Origin of the sequence: Variovorax sucrosi, from assembly GCF_051216635.1 — a bacterium.
GTDB lineage: Bacteria > Pseudomonadota > Gammaproteobacteria > Burkholderiales > Burkholderiaceae_C > Variovorax.
This window is the reverse complement of the sequence record NZ_JBPJZU010000011.1, coordinates 1-16,084: the sequence shown is the minus strand read 5'-3', so window position 1 is coordinate 16,084 and position 16,084 is coordinate 1. Positions and strand designations below refer to the sequence as shown.

The following is a 16,084-nucleotide window of genomic DNA, read 5'->3' as shown; positions in this document are numbered from 1 at the left end:
ATGAGTTTTGGATGGTGAGTATCTGCCGATAGAAGGGCAAAGAGAGCAAAGAAAAAAGGGGCCGCAGCCCCATTTTTCTTTTGTGGATGTTGGTGTGTCTGGTCAGTCCGGCAGCACCGCCGTGACTTCGATTTCGACCTTGGCACGCGCCTCCACCAGCGCAGCGACCTGCACGCAAGTCATCGCCGGGAAATTGCGGCCCATCGCGTCGCGGTACACCGGGCCGAGTTCGCCGAGGCGGCGGTTGTACTCGTCGCGGTCGGTGATGTACCACGTCATGCGCACCATGTGCTCGGGTCCGGCGCCGGCCTCGCGCAGCACCTCGGCGATGTTGCGCAGTGCCTGACCACACTGCGCGATGAAGTCGTCCGTCTCGAACTGCTGTTGTCCGTTCCAGCCGATCTGGCCGCCAACGAAGATCTGCGTGCCACGCGCGGCGATGCCGTTGGCATAGCCCTTGGGCGGCAACCAGCCGGTGGGTTGAAGAAGCTTGTTCATCATGGTTTCTGTCTCAGTTTGAAGCGCTGGAGCTTGCCGGTCTCGGTGCGGGGCAGCACGTCGACGAACTCGATCTCGCGCGGGTACTTGTACGGTGCGATGGTGGCCTTGACGTGGTCCTGCAGGGCCTTGCAGAGCGTCGCGTCGCCGGTGTGGCCGGGCTTGAGCACGCAGTAGGCCTTGACGATCATGCCGCGGTCCTCGTCGGGCTTGCCGATCACGCCGCATTCGGCGACGGCCGGGTGCTGCAGCAGCGCGTCTTCGACCTCCGGCCCGCCCACGTTGTAGCCGGCCGTGATGATCATGTCGTCCGCACGTGCCTGGTAGAAGAAGTAGCCGTCATCGTCCTGCATGAAGGCGTCGCCAGGATAGTTCCAGCCGTCCTTCACGTACGCGGTCTGGCGCGCGTCGTCGAAGTAACGGCAGCCTACCGGCCCCTGGATCGCGAGCTTGCCGACGGTGCCGCGCGGCACCTCGTTGCCATCGTCGTCGACCACCTTCGCGATGAAGCCGGGCACCGCTTTCCCGATGGCGCCGCGCTTCACCTCATGCCCTGCGGCCGAGATGTAGATGTGGAACACCTCGGTGCCGCCGATGCCGTCGAGCATCTCGATGCCGGTCGCGTCCTTCCACAACTGGCGCGTGGCGTCGGGCAGCGCCTCGCCGGCGCTCACCGTGATGCGCAGCGTGGGCACGCCATGCTGCTTGGCGAAGGGCGCCATCTGGCGGTAGAAGGTGGGCGCGGTGTAGACGATGGTTGCGCCGGTCTCGTTGATCAGCTTGACCATGCCTTCCGGCGTGTACGGGATGTCGGGGTAGTAGATCGACGAGCCGGCCCACATCGGATAGACCAGCAGGCCACCGAGCCCGAAGGTGAAGGCCAACGGCGGCGAGCCCATCACGATGTCGTCGCTCGTCGCCTTCAGGATGTGGCGCGGCCAGGTCTCGCACATCGCCAGCACGTCGCGGTGCGTGGTGGCCGGCGCCTTGGGCTTGCCAGTGGTGCCCGAGGTGAAGGCGAGCAGCGCGATGTCGTCAGCCGCGGTTGGGCACGCGGGGAAGACGCCGCTCTTTTTCGCAGCCAGTGCTTCGAGTGCATCGGGTGCGTCGGACTTGAAGGCGAGCACCTTTCGCAATACCGGGTTCGCCTGCTGCGAGATCAGCATGTCGTCGATGAGCTTGGCTTCGCACAACGCGACCGCCGGCTTCGCCTTGTCGATGATGTCGCCCAGCTCACGCGCGCGCAGCAAAGGCATCGTCGCCACGGCGATGAGCCCGGCTTTCACCACGGCCAGCCACGCGAGCGCCATCGGGATCGAGTTGCCGCCGCGCAGCAGCACGCGGTTGCCGGGCACCAGGCCGAGGTCCTCGGTCAGCACCTGGGCCATGCGGTTCACTTCCACCGCCGCCTGCGCGTACGTGAGCGTGCGCGTGGGCGAACGCAGCATCGGCTTGTCGGCGAAGCCCTTCGCCACGGCCTTGTCGAGCAGCTCCTCGACCAGGTTCAACTGGTCGGGCAACTGCAGTTCCGGCAGGTCGTACCGGAAGACCGGCAGCAGCTCAGGCGGTGGAAGCCCATCGTGGACGAAACGGTCGATTTGTGCGCTCAAGGTCTACTCCCGCAAGACGGATTTTCCAATGATCAGTTGCTGGACTTCCGTCGCGCCTTCGTAGATGCGAAGCGCGCGGATGTCGCGGTAGAGACTCTCAACTTTCGTGCCCACTTGCACGCCGCTGCCGCCATGCATCTGCAGCGCCATGTCGATCACGCGTTGCGCGTTTTCGGTGGCGCACATCTTGGCCATCGCGGCGGCTGCGGTGTAGTCGCCGAACGGCTTGCCAGTGCGCTCGCCTTCGTCGCGCATCCATGCGGCGCGGTACGTCAACAACGCGGCACCGTCGATGAGCGCAGCCATGTCGCCGAGCTTCGCCTGCGTGAGCTGGAAGTCGGCCAGCGTGTGGCCGAACATGCGGCGCGACTTCGCGTGCGCGATGGCTTCGCTCAGTGCGCGCCGTGCCATGCCGAGTGCGGCCGCCGCCACCGATGCACGAAAGATGTCGAGCGTGCGCATCGCGAGCTTGAAGCCGCCGTTGAGTTCGCCGAGCTGTGCACCGTGCGGCACCTCGCAGGCACCAAAGCGCAGCGTCGCGAGCGGATGCGGTGCCATCACCTGGATATGCTCGCTCGTGTCGAGACCTTGGGCATCGGCATCGACGATGAAGGCGGTGATGCCGCGCGTGCCGCCGGTGGGCTCGGTCTTCGCGAACACGCAGTAGAAGTCGGCGATGTCGCCGTTGCTGATCCACGTCTTCACACCGTCGAGCCGCCAGCCGGTGCCGGTGTCGACGGCCCGCATCGCCATTGCGCCGACGTCGGAGCCGGCCTCGGGTTCGCTCAGCGCGAAGGCGGCGATCTTGTCGCCGCGCGCGACGGCGCTCAGGTAGTCCGCCTGTTGCGATGCGCTGCCGGCCAGCGTGATCGCGCCGCTGCCCAACCCCTGCATCGCGAAGGCGAAGTCGGCCAACGGCGAATGAAAGGCGAGGATCTCGCGCAGCAGCACGAGCGCGCGCGAGTCCAGGCGTTCGAGCGCACCGCCGAACGCGGCGGGCACGCAGTAGCGCAGCCAGCCCCCATCACCCAGGCGCTTCACCCAGTCACGGCACGCGGCGCGGTCGTCGCGTTCATCCACGTTCTGCGATGCAGCCCACGGCAGCAGGCCGCGCGCGAGTTCGCGGTGCGCGTCGTCGAAGAAGGGGAGCGCAAGATGCGCCGTCGAGGGATCGACCTGGGAGGCAGACATGTCAGTCTCCGCCGAAGACCGGCTTCTGCTTGGCCGCGAAGGCGTCGTAGGCGCGTGTGAAGTCTGCCGTCTGCATGCAGATCGCCTGGGCTTGCGCCTCGGCTTCGATCGCCTGCTCGATGGTCATCGACCATTCCTGCGACAGCATCGTCTTGGTCATGCCGTGCGCGAAGGTCGGGCCGGCCGCGAGCTCGAGTGCCATCTTGGTCGCTGCATCGAGCACCGCATCGCTTGGATGCAGTGCATTGAAGAAGCCCCACGCGAGGCCTTCGTCCGCTGTCATCGCACGGCCACTGAAGAGCAGCTCCGACGCGCGGCCCTGGCCGATCATGCGCGGCAGCAGGGCGCAGGCGCCCATGTCCGCGCCCGCCAGGCCGACGCGCGTGAACAGAAAGGCGGTGCGTGCGGCGGGCGTGCCGTAACGAATGTCGCAGGCCAGCGCGATCATCGCGCCGGCACCGGCGCAGATGCCGTCGATGGCGCCGATGATCGGCTGCGGGCACTGGCGAATCGCCTTCACCAGATCGCCTGTCATGCGCGTGAACTCGAGCATCTCGGGCATGCTCATCTTCGTGAGCGGGCCGATGATTTCGTGCACGTCGCCGCCCGAGCAGAAGTTGCCGCCGGCACCCGTAACGACCACCGTCTTCACGTCGGTCGCGAAGTGCAGGGCACGGAACAGGTCGCGTAGTTCGGCGTACGACTGGAAGGTCAGCGGGTTTTTACGCTCGGGCCGGTTGAGCGTGACGGTGCCCACACCGTCCTCGTACGACCACTGGAAGTGCGTTGCCGTATAGCCGGCCTTCGCTTCGAATTGCGCATGCATGGGATTGCCCGCGCCGATGTAGTGCTTCATGCCGTCTCCGTCGTTGTCGTGAGGGGGGAGGTCGTGTGCTGCTTGACCTTGCCGAGCAGCTTGTGCAGCTGCGTGATTTCCTTGGGGGCCAGGCCTGCGAAGGCCTGGACGATCCAGGCCTCGTGCTGCTGCGCCATCTCGTGAAACAGCTTGCGGCCGCGCACGGTGAGGCGAACGCGCCAGGCGCGCCGGTCGCCCTCGACATTGACGCGCTCGACCAGTTCTTCGGCCACCAGCTGGTCGGTGATGCCGGTCACGTTGCCGCCGGTCACCATCATGCGGCGCGACAGCTCGTTCATCTTCAGACCGTCGGGCGCACGTTCGAGCTGCGCCATCAGGTCGAAGCGCGGCAGCGTGGTCGCGAACTGCTCGCGCAGGCCGTTGCGCACTTCTTTCTCGATGAGCTGCGTGCAGGTGAGCAGCCGCAGCCAGAGCCGAAGTTCGTCGGGGTGTTCGCTGTGGGCGCGGGCTTCGAGGTCCATCAACGCTCCTCTTCGCTCGCGACGTTCATCGGCACCGCCGCCATCGCCTGCTGCTTGGCGATCTCGCGGTACATCTGGTCGCGGCCTGCCGTGTACTGCTTCGGCCATTCGACGTAGCGGCTCTGCAGCTTGGCGGCTTCGTGCAGCGTCCAGGCCGGGTCGGCCAGGTGCGGTCGTGCGACGGCGCACAGGTCGGCGCGGCCGGCCGCGACGATGCTGTTGGCCTGGTCGGCGTCGGTGATGGCACCCACGGCGATCGTCGCGATGCCGACTTCGTTGCGGATGCGGTCGGCGAAAGGCGTCTGGTACATGCGGCCGTAGATCGGCTGGGCCGCGCGCGTGGTCTGACCGGACGACACGTCGATGAAGTCGCAACCCGCGTCCTTGAACAGGCGCGCGATCTCGACCGCGTCGTCGTCGGTGTTGCCGCCAGGTGCCCAGTCGTGCGCCGAGATGCGTACGCTCATCGGTCGCTCTTGCGGCCAGGCCGCACGCATCGCGGCGAACACTTCCAACGGGTAGCGTGCTCGGGCAGCGATGTCGCCACCGTACTCGTCGGTGCGCTGGTTGGTGAGCGCGCTCAGGAAGGATGCGAGCGCGTAGCCATGCGCGCAGTGCAGTTCGAGCCAGTCGAAGCCCGCGTCCGCCGCGCGGCGCGTCGAGGCGACGAACTGGTCGCGCAGCCGGTCCATGTCGGCACGCGTCATCGCAGCCGGTGTCTGGTTCTGCTCGCCATAGGCCAGGGCGCTCGCGGCCATCAATGGCCAGTTGCCGGTCGGCAGCGGCTCGTCGGTGCCTTCCCAGCCGACCTGCGTCGAGCCCTTGGGACCGCTGTGGCCGAGCTGCATGCCGATCTTCGCACTGCTCTGCGTGTGCACGAAGTCCACGATGCGCTTGAAGGCCCTACCTTGCTCGTCGGTGTACAGGCCGGGGCAGGCCGGCGTGATGCGGCCTTCGGGCGTGGGACTGGTCATCTCGACGAAGACCAGTGCGGCGCCGCCCATGGCGCGTGCGCCCAGGTGCACCAGGTGAAAGTCCTGCGGCACGCCGTCGACCGCGCTGTAGGTCGCCATCGGCGAGACCAGGATGCGGTTCTTTAGCTCGAGCCCGCGTACCTTGAACGGCGTGAGCATCGGCGGGATCTGCTGGCCGCCGGCCAGCCACTTCTCGTAGCCGCCCAGCCACTTCGCGTCGCGCAGCCGCAGGTTCTCGTGGCTGATGCGCTGGCTGCGGGTAAGCATCGAATAAGCGAACTGCTCGATCTGCATTCCGGTGTAGCGCGAGACGTTCTCGAACCACTCGGTCGAGTTGCGCGCGGCGTTCTGGATCTTCAGCACCTCGACGCTGCGGCGCGCCTCGTAGCCGGTCAGCACCTCGTCGATGCTGCCGCCATGGCCGAACTCGTCGGCCAGGTCGATCGCGTCTTCAAGCGCCAGCTTGGTGCCCGAGCCGATCGAGAAGTGCGCCGTGTGGGCCGCATCGCCCATCAGCACCACCGGCACCGCCTTGCCACCGATGTCGACGCGGTGCGTCCAGTGCTTGCAGATCACGCGCGGGAAGCGGATCCAGTTGGCCGAGCCGCGCAAGTGCGACGCATTGCTGATGAGCGAATGGCCACCGAGGTATTTGGCGAACAGCTTCTCGCAGAAGGCAACGGCCTCGGGTTGCTCCATCTCGTCGAGGCCGTGGGCCTTCCAGACTTCCTCCGGCGTCTCGATGATGAAGGTCGAGGTCGTGTCGTCGAACTGGTAGGCGTGCGCCTGGAACCAGCCGTGCTCGGTTTTTTCGAACGCGAAGGTGAAGGCGTCGAAGGTCTGGTGCGTGCCGAGCCAGACGAAGCGGCATTTGCGCAGGTCGATGTCGGGCTGGTAGACCTCGGCGTAGCGCGTGCGGATGCGGCTGTTGAGGCCATCGCTGGCGATCACCAGGTCGGCCTGGTACTGCGCGGCCAGGGCCTGGTCGTCGGTGGCGTCGGTTTCGAACACCAGGTTCACGCCCAGTTCGAGGCAGCGCTCCTGCAGGATGTTCAGCAGCCGCTTGCGGCCGATGCCGCAGAAGCCGTGGCCGCCCGAGCGCACCTGGCCGCCCTTGAAGAAGACCTGGATGTCGTCCCAATGGTGGAAGGATTCACCGATGAGCCCGGCGGTGCCCGACTCGGCGCGCGCCAGGTTGGCGAGCGTCTGGTCGCTCAGCACCACGCCCCAGCCGAAGGTGTCGAACGGGCGGTTGCGCTCGACCACCGTGATCTCCAGCTGCGGGTGCCGCGCCTTCATCAGCAGCGCGAAATACAGCCCCGCCGGGCCCCCACCGATACAGAGGATGCGTTGGAGTCCGGGTGCAAGGATGTTCATGAATAAATAGTTTAGACATAAACATTCTGGTGTCAATGGGCACAAGGTCTTCGACCGCGGTCGGTTGACGCGCGTCGAAGGTACTGGCAAAACCCTTCCCATGCCAAGCCTGATACCGAAGATCGAGTCGCAACTGGCTTCTCTGCCGGTTCCCATCGCCCTGCAACTGCCAGACGGCAGGACGGTGTCGCAGCCGGGCTCCCGGGTCAAGCTGGCGTTCGACGACTGGACCTCGCTGGCCAAGCTGGCCGCGCGGCAGGTCGGCGCGATCGGCGAGGCCTATGTCGAAGGCCGGGTACAGATCGAAGGCGCCATGCGCGACCTGACCGACGCCGCGGCCGGTCTGCTGCCCGGCAATCCGGCCGAGACCGACACCGGCTGGTGGTCGCGCATGCTGCGGCGCGCCAAGTCCCGCGGCTCGCACACGCTGGGCAAGGATGCGGCGCAGATCGCGTTCCATTACGACGTCTCGGACGACTTCTATGCGCTCTGGCTCGATCCGCGGCGCGTGTACTCCTGCGCTTACTACCGAACCACCGATCTCACGCTGACCGAGGCCCAGGAGGCCAAGCTCGATCACATCTGCCGCAAGCTGATGCTCCAGCCCGGCGAGCGCTTCCTCGACGTCGGCTCCGGCTGGGGGGGGCTGCTGCTGTGGGCGGCCGAGCACTACGGCGTGGACGCGACCGGCATCACCTTGTCGAAGAACCAGCATGCGCACGTCACGCGATTGATCGAGGAGAAAGGCCTTCAGGGCCGGGTGCGCGTGGAATTGCGCGACTACAGGGCGCTCGATCCGGCGCAGCCTTTCGACAAGATCTCGTCGATCGGGATGTTCGAGCACGTCGGCCGCGCCAACATGCCGACGTACTTCAAGCAGATCCACGGCCTGCTCGCACCGGGCGGCCTGGTCATGAACCATGGCATCACCTCCGGTCGGCTCGACTACCAGCAACTGGGCGCCGGCATGGGCGACTTCATCGAAAAGTACATCTTCCCGGGCGGCGAACTGCTGCATTTGACGCATGTGCTGCGCGACATGGCCGGCGCCGGGCTGGAGATGGTCGACACCGAGAACCTGCGGCCGCACTATGCGCGCACGCTCTGGGCCTGGTCCGATGCGCTGGAGTCGCGACTCGACGACGCCCGTGCGGTGCTCCGCCGCACCAGCGGCGACGACGCGCGGGCCGAGCGCATCCTGCGCGCCTACCGGCTGTACCTGGCTGGCTCGGCAATGAGTTTCGAGCGGGGGTGGATCTCCCTGCACCAGATGCTGGCCACGCGACCGGACGGCGATATGACGAAGGGCCCGATGCGGGGAGCCCAATCGGTGTACCCTTTCGCCCGAGACTTCATCTACAAGTAAACAATATGCTTTACCGCTTCAAATCGCAGGCGACCGCCGATGTCGTGATGCTCGAACCCAATGCCCGGCAGCTGCTGGACATCATCGGCAAGGCCCCTGGTCCGCAAGGCATCATCACCCGCGAGCAGATCCCCGCGGCCATCTCGGCGCTTGAAGCCGCAGTGAGCCGCGAGCATGAGCAGCACCGCCACAACGGCGATGCGTTCGCCGCCGAGAACCACGAAGAACCCGCCGAGCGCGAGCACATCGCCCTGCATCAGCGCGCCGCACCGCTGATCGACATGCTCAAGCGCTCGCAAGCGGAAGGCCGCGACGTCGTCTGGGGCGTCTAGCTCAGTCGACCTTCGCGCCCGAGTCCTTCACGACCTTCGCCCACTTCTTGTGCTCGTTGTCGATGTGCTTGGCGAACTCGACCGGCGTGTTGCCGCTGGGAATCGCGCCTTGCGCCAGCAGCTTTTCCTGCATGCCCGGCGTGCCGAGCGATTTGCGCACCTCCTGCTGAATGCGGTTGACGATGTCGGGCGACGTGCCGGCCGGCGCCAGCAGGCCGAACCATGAGCTCGCCTCGAAGCCCTTCAGCGCCGGGCCGCCGGCCTCTTCGACCGTGGGCACGTCCGGGAGCGCCGGCGAGCGCTTCGAACTCGTCACCGCCAGCGCGACCAGCTTGCCGCCCTTGATCTGCTGCATCGACGAGGGCAGGTTGTCGAACATCACGTCCGCATTGCCGCCGACCATGTCGAGCAGGGCCGGGCCCGAGCCCTTGTAGGGGATGTGTGTCATGAAGCTGCCGGTCATGCTCTTGAAGAGCTCGCCGGCCAGATGGATCGAGGTGCCGCTGCCGCTCGAGGCCATGTTGAGCTTGCCCGGGTTGGCCTTGGCGTACTTGATGAAGTCCTGCACGTTGCGGATGTTCAGTTCCTTCGCCTTCTCGGTGTTCATCTCCATCACGTTCGGCACCGCGGCCACCAGCGTGATCGGCACGAAATCCTTAATGGGGTCGAAGGGCAGCTTCGGGTACAGCGCGCGGTTGATGCCGTGCGTGCCCACCGTGCCCATCAGCAGCGTGTAGCCATCGTTTGCCGACTTGGCCACGATGTCGGTGCCCACGTTGCCGCCCGCGCCGGCCCGGTTGTCGACGATGAACTGCTGGCCGAAGGCCTTCGACAGTTCCGGCGCCATCGCGCGCGCCAGGATGTCGGTGGTGCCGCCGGCAGCGAAGGGAACCACGATGCGCACCGGCTTGGTGGGCCAGGTGGCCTGGGCGCCGGCCGGGCCGGCCAGCAGCGTGAGCGCGGCCAGCGCGGTGGTGGTGAGGGCCGTACGGCGAGAGGAGGAAAAAGAAAAGTTCATGCGCGGGTTGTACCGCGAAGCCGTGACAGCCGTCGCAGGTAAAACCCCGGTCGCCCGTCCCGTCGACTCGCACACCCGCAAAAAAGCCGCCGGGCCCGAGGGCGCGGCGGCCGTGCAGTGATTTGCCAGGGGGCGAGCGACAAGCTCAGTCGGCGTAGACGCCGGCGGCCTTGATGACCGGGCCGAAGCGTGCGACTTCGGACATCACGAACTTCTTGTGCTCCTCGGGTTCGACGCGCTTGTCCGCCACCACGACCGCGCCCAGGCCTTCTTCCTTCTTGATGAAGTCCGGGTCCTTCAGCGCCACCTTCAGCGCGTCGTTGATCTTCTTGAGCACCGGTGCCGGCGTGCCCTTGGGCGCATACAGGCCGTGCCAGATCGTGACCTGGAAGTTCTTCAGGCCCGACTCGTCGAGCGTCGGAATGTCCTTCAGCGCCGGCGTCGTCAGGCGCTTGAGCGTCGTCACCGCGTAGGGCTTGACCTTCTTGGCCTCGATCTGGCTCGTGGTGTTGGTGGTCTGGTCGCACAGAAGGTCGATCTGGCCGCCCAGCAAGTCGGCGATGGCCGGGGCCGTGCCCTTGTACGGCACGGTGGTCATCTCGGCCTTCAGTTCGCTCTGGAACAGCAGCCCGCACAGGTGCGAAGCCGAGCCGATGCCGGCGTTGCCGAGGTTCACCTTGCCCGGGTTCTTGCCGATCCACTCGCGCAACTCCTTGAAGTTCTTGGCTTCGAGCTGCGGCTTGCCGATGACGGTCATGGGCACGTCGTTGATCATGCCCAGGTATTCGAAGTCGGTCTCGTAGTTGTAGGGCAGCTTGCGGTAGAGCACCGGGGTGGTGGCCATGCCCACGTGGGTCAGCAGCAGCGTGTAGCCGTCGTTCTTGGCCCGCGCGACCTTGGCGTTGCCGATGGTGCTGCCGGCGCCCGCGGTGTTGTCGACCACGATGCTCACGCCGTCCAGCGGCTTGCGCAGCGCTTCGGCCAGGTCGCGCGCGACGCGGTCCGTCGGCCCGCCCGCAGCGAAGGGCACGACGATGGTGATGGGCTTGCCACCCGGAAAATCCTGGGCGAGGGCGCCCGAGGCGGCTGCGGCGATCGCGGCCAAAGCGAGCAGTTTCTTCATGAGAGCACTCCGGAGGGGGTCAAGGGGCGCCGATCTTATCGACTGAACGGGACCTGACCGCCCCCGGAAAGCCCTAAGAGAGCGTAGGCCAGGGCGGATTTTTCGCCCGTGGGCGTGCGGTATTTGACGACAGCCGCGCGCAACGCCGCGCCCGAGCATGAAGCGCTTTGCCACATCCGCAGGAGACCTTGTCCATGGCCACCACACCGAACCCCGCCACCCGTCCGCTGGTCGAGCGCCAACGCGCCATCCAGCGCCGCCAGGATGCGCGCGACCGCGCCGCCCCTGCAGCGCGCAAGGCCACGAAGGCCGTCCAGGCCGGCGCCCGCGTGCAGCCCGAAACGCTCCCGGGTCAGAAGCTGCCCAAGCCCGGCCGCGAGAAGGACATGGCGCTGCGGCCGCGCTACACCGCGCCCGGCTACGAGGGCAGCGGCAAGCTGGTCGGCATGAGCGCCATCGTGACCGGTGGCGATTCGGGCATTGGCCGGGCCGTGGCCGTGCTGTTCGCGCGGGAGGGCGCCGACGTCGCGATCGTCTATCTGAGCGAGAAGGTGGACGCCGAAGAAACGCAGGCCGCGGTCGAGGCCGAAGGCCGGCGTTGCCTGCTGATCCAGGGCGACGTGCGCCGCAGCGCCTTCTGCCAGCGGGCCGTGGAGCGCACCGTCAAGGCCTTCGGCAAGCTCGACGTGCTGGTCAACAACGCGGCCTTCCAGATGCATGCCGATGCGCTGGAAGACATCAGCGACGAGCGCATGGACCTCACGCTGCAGACGAACATCGGCGGCTACATGCGCATGGCGCGCGCGGCATTGCCCCACATGAAGAACGGCGCATCGATCATCAACACGGGCTCGCGTACCGGGCTGCAGGGCAGCAAGAACCTGATCGACTACTCCGCCACCAAGGGGGCGATCCACGCCTTCACCAAGGCGCTGGCACTCAACGTGATCGACCGCGGCATCCGCGTCAACGCCGTGGCACCGGGCCCGGTGTGGACACCGCTCAATCCGGCCGACAAGAAGGCCGCCGACGTGCGCAAGTTCGGCAAGGAAACCGACTTCAAGCGGGTGGCCCAGCCGGAGGAGCTGTCGCCGGCCTATGTGTTCCTGGCGTCGCCGGTGTGCGCCGGCTACATCACCGGCATCGTGCTGCCGATCACCGGCAACGTGGCCGCGATCTGATCGGCGGCCTCAGGCCACCATCAGTGCGTCGAGTTCGCGGTAGTCGGGCAGGGTGGTGTCGATGGCGCGGCCGGCGCGGATCACCGTGCGGTCGAACTGCGTGCGTGCCAGCATCTCGGAATAGTTGCGCGCCCGCAGCACCAGCAGGTCGGCCGCGCCGCCCTGGCGCAGGGTGCCGCAGTCGATGCCCATGATGGCGGCCGGGGTCTCGGTCGCGGCGCGGATCCAGTCACCCAGCGGATGGTCGAGGTGCAGGATCTTCACCGCCTGGGTGAAGGTGTCGAGCATGTCGTGGTCGCCATAGGCATAGAAGGGATCGCGGCAGTTGTCGCCGGCTACCGCCACCCGCAGGCCGCGTGCCTTCATCTCGTGCAGCACCGTCACGCCGCGCCAGCGCGGGGTGCGCGTGTCGGGGCTGCGGTCCTGCAGGTACATGTTGACGGTCGGCAGGCTGACGATGTCGATGCCCGCGTCCTTGCAGGCGGCGATCGTCTCTTCGATGAAGTCGTCGCTCTGCAGCGCGAGCGAGGTGACGTGGCCGCAGAGGATGCGGCCGGTGAACTTCTGTGCGACGGCCGTGCGCGCCACGCGAATCAGTGCGCGCGCTGCTGGGTCGGTCGACTCGTCGACGTGCAGATCGACGTTCAGCCCGCGCTCGGCCGCCAGCTGGAACACCCGCAGCAGCGCTTCGTCGAGATCGGGCGGCATGGTCTGGCTCGGATAGGTCATCGACTTGGTGACACAGCCCAGCTGCCCGCCGCTCTCGGCCACGATGTCGGCGAGTTGCCGGCCCTCGTCGGTCAGAAAGATGTTGAGCGGCGCGATCGACGAGGCCTGCAGTTCGATGCGGCCGGCCCAGCGTTCGCGCATTTCGCGGAACACCGGGAACGAGATCGCCGCCTGCGGCGCCAGCGAGTCGAGGTGCGTGCGGATCGCGACCACGCCCTTGGCGTAGGCGGTGCGCAGACCGAAGTCCATGCGACGGCGCACGTCTTCGGCGTGCCAATTGGCCGTGCGGTCGCGCGCGGTGGCCGCACCGGCCCCGGCCCCGTCGCCGGTCGGGTTCGGCTGGCGCGGCCAGATGTGGCCCTTGTCGAGGTGCGTGTGCACGTCGACCATGCCGGGCAGCACCATGGAGGCGTCGAGGTCTGGGCCGCTCGCGGCATCGAAACTGCCCGCCGCCGCAATGGCGTCGATGCGGCCGTCGGCGATGCGCAGGTCGATCGCGACCAGTTCGCCATGGCCGTCGCCGATGGGCGCCAGACGGTCGGCCAGGTCCGCATCGCCGCGCAACAGGCAGAGGGGCGCGCGCAGGTTGCGCAGGGTGTAGCTGCCCTGCCTGGGCGGCTGGAAGAAGGAATGGGTCATGGGAAAAGTATGGCTGAAGACGCTCGGCTCTGCCCAGGGTCGGGTGAGCCGGCAGGTAGGATCGCGCAGCGCCTCCCCGCCATCCCGGTGCTTCTCCGCCTCTCCGCTTCACTGGCTCGCCCGCCAACGCCGATCATGTCCCTGCTCGACTCCCACCCGCCGTTCGCCGTGCCGCTCGCGCCGCAGCAGTTCCGCCGCCTTCCGCGTGCGCTGCGGCGCTGGAACGTCGGCCTGTTGCTGCAGCGGCTTGGTCAACCGCTCAGGCGCTGGCGCCTGGAGTTGACCAACTGGCGCGTGTCGCGGCCCTACCGCCGCGATCCGGCGACCGCGCTGCTGGCCGAGGATCAGGGCTGCGTCGTCGCCGTCGGCGATTTCGGCGGCAAGACCGGGCTGTGCCGGGCGGCGCAATACGAGGCCACCCGGCTGCGGCTACGCCATCCCGGCCTGATCCTGCTCAGCCTGTCGGCGCAGCCTGCCGGGGCACCTGCCGTCAGTGGACGTGAGCTGCCGGGCGTGGTGTCGCGCCTCTATCTGCTGTGCCAGCCCAACCGCTACCGGCGCGCGCTTCGGCTGTTCCGTCCCGAGCAGCTCGCCGGCGCCCACCGCACCGGCCTCTGGGCCTGGGAGAACGAGGTCTTTCCGCGCGCCTGGCGCTTTGCATTGCGCCTGGTCGACGAGATCTGGACGCCGTCGGCCTTCTCGCGCGCCGCCATCCAGAGCGCCTCGGCGCTGCCCGTGGTGGTCGTGCCCCACCACGTCGCCGTCGACCCGACGATCCTGGCCACCGAGCGGGGCGTGTTCGATGTGCCCTCCGATGCGTTCCTCGGCATTGCGATCATGGACATCAAGGTGTGCCCGGAGCGCAAGAACCCCTGGGCCCATGTCGAGGCCTGGCAGAAGGCCTTCGGCGACAGTGCCGACCATGTCCTGCTGATCAAGCTGCGCTGCTCGTCGGCGACGCGGGTCGTCGAACGCGAGCTGCGCGAGATGATCGGCGCGGCCGGCAACATCCGCCTGGTGCAGCAGGACTTCTCCGATGTGGAACAGGTCGCGTTCCAGCGCATGGCCGATGTCTACCTGTCGTTGCACCGCGCCGAGGCCTATGGCCTGAACATCCGCGAGTTTCTCGAGATGGGCACACCGGTGGTCGCCACGCACTGGTCCGCGAACACCGAGTACGGCCCCGGCTTCGCGCACTACCACGGCGTTCGCGCCGGCCTGGTTCGCTACCGCGACTGGATGGGTCACTACCCCGATACCGACTTCTCCTGGGCCGACGCCGACACCGACCATGCGGCGCAGCTGCTGCGCGCGGTGGCTGCGCAGCGCGCCTACTTGTAGCTCCGCGCGTCCTCGATCACCTTGCCGTCGTTCGGCAGCGTGCCGGGTGCCACGCGCACCACGTCGCAGCGCAGCTTGGTGGTCTCGCGCATCGCCTCGGCGATGCGGGGCTCGAGGGTTTCGTCGGCCGGCGTCTCGACACGCAGCGTCATCCGGTCATCGGCCATCTCGCCCTCGACCACCAGCCGCGCACGCTGCACGGACGGGAAGCGCTTGAGCACCGCCGCGACCTGGCCGGGGTGCACGAACATGCCGCGGACCTTCGTCGTCTGGTCGGCGCGGCCGAGCCAGCCCCTGATGCGGGTGTTGGTACGGCCGGTCGGGCAAGCGCCGGGCAGCACGGCTGAGAGGTCGCCGGTGCCGAAGCGCACCAGCGGGTAGTCGCGGTTGAAGGTGGTCACGACGACCTCGCCGACCTCGCCGTCGGGCACCGGGTCACCGGTGCCGGGGCGCACGATCTCCATCAGCACGCCTTCGTCGAGCACCAGGCCTTCGCGTGCCTGGGTCTCGTAGGCGATGAGGCCCAGGTCGGCCGTGGCGTAGCACTGCATGCCGACCACGCCGCGCTCGGCCAGCCAGTCGCGCAGGCTCGGTGGGAAGGCCTCGCCGGTAAGCAGCGCCTTGGTCAGACTCGGCAGCGCGACGTTCATCGCAGCGGCCTTCTCCAGCAGGATGCGCAGGAAGCTCGGCGTGCCGACGTAACCGTCGGGCCGCAGCTCGACCATGGCCTCGAGCTGCTGCTCGGTCTGGCCGGTGCCGCCCGGGAACACGGTGCAGCCCAATGCATGGGCGCCGTTCTCCAGGATCGCGCCGGCGGGGGTCATGTGGTAGCTGAAGCTGTTGTGCAGCAGGTCGCCGGCGCGAAAGCCCGCGGCGTGCAGCGCGCGCGCGGTGCGCCAGTAATCGCGCGACGCGCCCTCGGGCTCGTAGATGGTGCCGGGGCTGGCGAACACGCGCAGCATCGCCGGGCCGCGCACCATGGCGCTGAAGCCACCGAAGGGGTCGCGCGCGCGTTGCTGCTTCTGGCGCTCCAGCAGTTCGGACTTGCGCGTGACCGGCAGGCGGGCCAGTGCCGCGCGGCTGGTGACGGCGGTGCAGTCGATGCCCTGCAGGATGTTGGCGAAGGCCGCGGTTGCGGTCTGCGCGTGCAGCAGTTGCTTGGGCAGGGCTGCGAGCAGGTCGGCCTCGCGCTCGGCCGGGTCGCGCACCTCGAGTCGGTCGTAGAAGTCGCTCATGCCAACCACCGCTTCCTGCGCTTGTAGCTCTTCACGTCCTTGAAGCTCTTGCGGTCGCCACCACCGACACCCAGGTAGAACTCCTTGACGTCCTCGTTCTCGCGCAGGCTCTTGGCCTCGCCGTCCATCACG

At 67.5% G+C, this 16,084-nt stretch carries 14 protein-coding genes and 1 pseudogene; 4 read left to right on the top strand and 11 right to left on the bottom strand.

The annotated features are described in order from the left end of the window. Window positions 1-102: 102 nt before the first annotated feature. Genes ACSFBE_RS20595 through ACSFBE_RS20570 form a run of 6 tightly spaced genes read right to left on the bottom strand, consistent with a single transcriptional unit; the run spans window position 103 to window position 6,988 of the window. On the bottom strand, window positions 103-501 hold the full coding sequence (locus ACSFBE_RS20595) for a RidA family protein (RefSeq protein ID WP_435492290.1): 399 nt from the start codon (window positions 499-501) through the stop codon (window positions 103-105). Continuing rightward, window positions 498-2,108 carry an AMP-binding protein gene (locus tag ACSFBE_RS20590; RefSeq protein WP_435492289.1) on the bottom strand — a complete coding sequence of 537 codons (1,611 nt, stop codon included), beginning with the start codon at window positions 2,106-2,108 and terminating at the stop codon, window positions 498-500. The genes ACSFBE_RS20595 and ACSFBE_RS20590 overlap by 4 nt, the downstream gene beginning before the upstream one ends. A 3-nt stretch (window positions 2,109-2,111) precedes the next feature. Further along, a complete protein-coding gene (locus tag ACSFBE_RS20585; protein ID WP_435492288.1) occupies window positions 2,112-3,299 on the bottom strand; it encodes an acyl-CoA dehydrogenase family protein in 1,188 nt (395 codons plus the stop codon). A gap of 1 nt (window position 3,300) precedes the next feature. Continuing rightward, window positions 3,301-4,155: an enoyl-CoA hydratase family protein gene (locus ACSFBE_RS20580; protein WP_435492287.1), complete on the bottom strand. Its 855-nt coding sequence runs from the start codon at window positions 4,153-4,155 to the stop codon at window positions 3,301-3,303. Next, on the bottom strand, window positions 4,152-4,637 hold the full coding sequence (locus ACSFBE_RS20575; protein WP_435492286.1) for a MarR family winged helix-turn-helix transcriptional regulator: 486 nt from the start codon (window positions 4,635-4,637) through the stop codon (window positions 4,152-4,154). The genes ACSFBE_RS20580 and ACSFBE_RS20575 overlap by 4 nt, the downstream gene beginning before the upstream one ends. Continuing rightward, window positions 4,637-6,988, bottom strand: coding sequence for a bifunctional salicylyl-CoA 5-hydroxylase/oxidoreductase (locus ACSFBE_RS20570; protein WP_435492285.1), 2,352 nt, complete (start codon window positions 6,986-6,988; stop codon window positions 4,637-4,639). The genes ACSFBE_RS20575 and ACSFBE_RS20570 overlap by 1 nt, the downstream gene beginning before the upstream one ends. Before the next feature lie 100 nt (window positions 6,989-7,088). Between ACSFBE_RS20570 and ACSFBE_RS20565 the strand changes: the two genes are divergently transcribed. Further along, entirely contained in the window at window positions 7,089-8,354 is a 1,266-nt protein-coding gene (locus ACSFBE_RS20565; protein WP_435492284.1) for a class I SAM-dependent methyltransferase, read from the top strand. 5 nt (window positions 8,355-8,359) lie between these two features. Then, on the top strand, window positions 8,360-8,686 hold the full coding sequence (locus tag ACSFBE_RS20560; protein WP_435492283.1) for a DUF1840 domain-containing protein: 327 nt from the start codon (window positions 8,360-8,362) through the stop codon (window positions 8,684-8,686). Window position 8,687: 1 nt separating this feature from the next. On the opposite strand, the gene ACSFBE_RS20555 is transcribed toward ACSFBE_RS20560, so the two are convergent. Beyond that, entirely contained in the window at window positions 8,688-9,704 is a 1,017-nt protein-coding gene (locus tag ACSFBE_RS20555) for a Bug family tripartite tricarboxylate transporter substrate binding protein (protein ID WP_435492282.1), read from the bottom strand. 145 nt (window positions 9,705-9,849) lie between these two features. Next, window positions 9,850-10,827 carry a tripartite tricarboxylate transporter substrate-binding protein gene (locus ACSFBE_RS20550; protein WP_435492281.1) on the bottom strand — a complete coding sequence of 326 codons (978 nt, stop codon included), beginning with the start codon at window positions 10,825-10,827 and terminating at the stop codon, window positions 9,850-9,852. Between the two features lie 194 nt (window positions 10,828-11,021). Here ACSFBE_RS20550 and ACSFBE_RS20545 point away from each other — a divergent pair, with 194 nt between their 5' ends. After that, on the top strand, window positions 11,022-12,008 hold the full coding sequence (locus ACSFBE_RS20545; RefSeq protein ID WP_435492280.1) for an SDR family oxidoreductase: 987 nt from the start codon (window positions 11,022-11,024) through the stop codon (window positions 12,006-12,008). A gap of 9 nt (window positions 12,009-12,017) precedes the next feature. On the opposite strand, the gene ACSFBE_RS20540 is transcribed toward ACSFBE_RS20545, so the two are convergent. Then, window positions 12,018-13,376 (bottom strand): cytosine deaminase, encoded by a 1,359-nt coding sequence (locus tag ACSFBE_RS20540; RefSeq protein ID WP_435492279.1) that lies wholly within the window; start codon window positions 13,374-13,376, stop codon window positions 12,018-12,020. 135 nt (window positions 13,377-13,511) lie between these two features. Here ACSFBE_RS20540 and ACSFBE_RS20535 point away from each other — a divergent pair, with 135 nt between their 5' ends. Continuing rightward, complete coding sequence (locus ACSFBE_RS20535; protein ID WP_435492278.1) at window positions 13,512-14,717, top strand: glycosyltransferase; 1,206 nt, start codon at window positions 13,512-13,514, stop codon at window positions 14,715-14,717. Here the strand turns inward: ACSFBE_RS20535 and ACSFBE_RS20530 are convergent. Together ACSFBE_RS20530 and ACSFBE_RS20525 are read right to left on the bottom strand one after the other, a co-directional pair. Then, a complete protein-coding gene (locus tag ACSFBE_RS20530) occupies window positions 14,708-15,952 on the bottom strand; it encodes a phenylacetate--CoA ligase family protein (protein ID WP_435492277.1) in 1,245 nt (414 codons plus the stop codon). The two genes, ACSFBE_RS20535 and ACSFBE_RS20530, sit on opposite strands and share 10 nt — an antisense overlap. Continuing rightward, window positions 15,949-16,084: pseudogene (locus ACSFBE_RS20525) on the bottom strand (ABC transporter ATP-binding protein); the annotation flags it as partial. The gene ACSFBE_RS20530 and the pseudogene ACSFBE_RS20525, both read right to left, overlap by 4 nt.